Raw genomic sequence first — 844 nt, 5'->3', positions numbered from 1 at the left:
CATCAGAACGACGGCGGCGGCCGCCGTCAGCAAGCTTCTGTGGAAGGTCATGGTCGATCTCCTTGGGACAATAACGGTCATGCGGGCTTCAGGTCGGCCCAATAGTCGCCGCGGTACGGAACGGCGAGGAAGCGGGTGTTGATCTCGTCCAGCGTCGCGCGCGGATCGAGGTCACCGAACAGTTCGGGGTGAATCCACTTGGCCAACGCCTGAACGGCGACGACGTCGATGGGTGAGTTGATCAGTTGGTGCGACAGGCCGTGGACGCGGCCCTCACGCACAGCTTTCAGGGTCGAGATGCCGGGACGCGAAACGACGCGGCGCAGACCCGCCTGCGACTGTTCCGGGGTGAAGCCGGGGCCGACGACGAAGCCGCCTGCCTTGGCCAGATGCGGACCTCCGGTCGGAATATAGACGTCGGGGTCGCGCTGGATGACATATTCCAGGTTCAGCTTGCCGAACGGCTGGTTCAGCACGTCCGCGCCGATGTTTCGCCCGCCGACGAAGGCGATGTAGTCGCCGACATTGCCCTTGCCCGGCGAACTGCAGCAGTCCGGCGTGATCATGGCATGGGCCTCAAGGAAGACCGTCGGGCGCTTGTCTTCAGAGATGGTCGCAACCTTGGCGGCGATGGCGTTCAATCGCGTCTGGCGGAAGGCGTTGAAGGCTTCGGCTTCCGCCGTGCGCCCGATGATCCCGCCCAGCAGCTTCAGGCTGCGCGCCTGGTTTTCGAAGGGGTGCGAGAAGAAGTCGATGAAGGCGACCGATACGCCTGCGGCTTCCAACTGCGCGGCCTGCGCATCGGTCGGGCCGGAATCCTGCGACACCACCGACACGGCGGGCG

At 64.9% G+C, this 844-nt stretch carries 1 protein-coding gene; it reads right to left on the bottom strand.

The window, feature by feature from the left end; genetic code table 11:
- Window positions 1–77 precede the first annotated feature (77 nt).
- Window positions 78–844 (bottom strand): ABC transporter substrate-binding protein (locus QZ281_RS03100; protein WP_292224606.1); only part of this gene is annotated, 767 nt, incomplete at its 5' end.

It is taken from the genome of Brevundimonas sp., assembly GCF_018608325.1.
Lineage (GTDB): Bacteria > Pseudomonadota > Alphaproteobacteria > Caulobacterales > Caulobacteraceae > Brevundimonas.
This window is presented reverse-complemented; position numbering and strand designations above follow the sequence as displayed.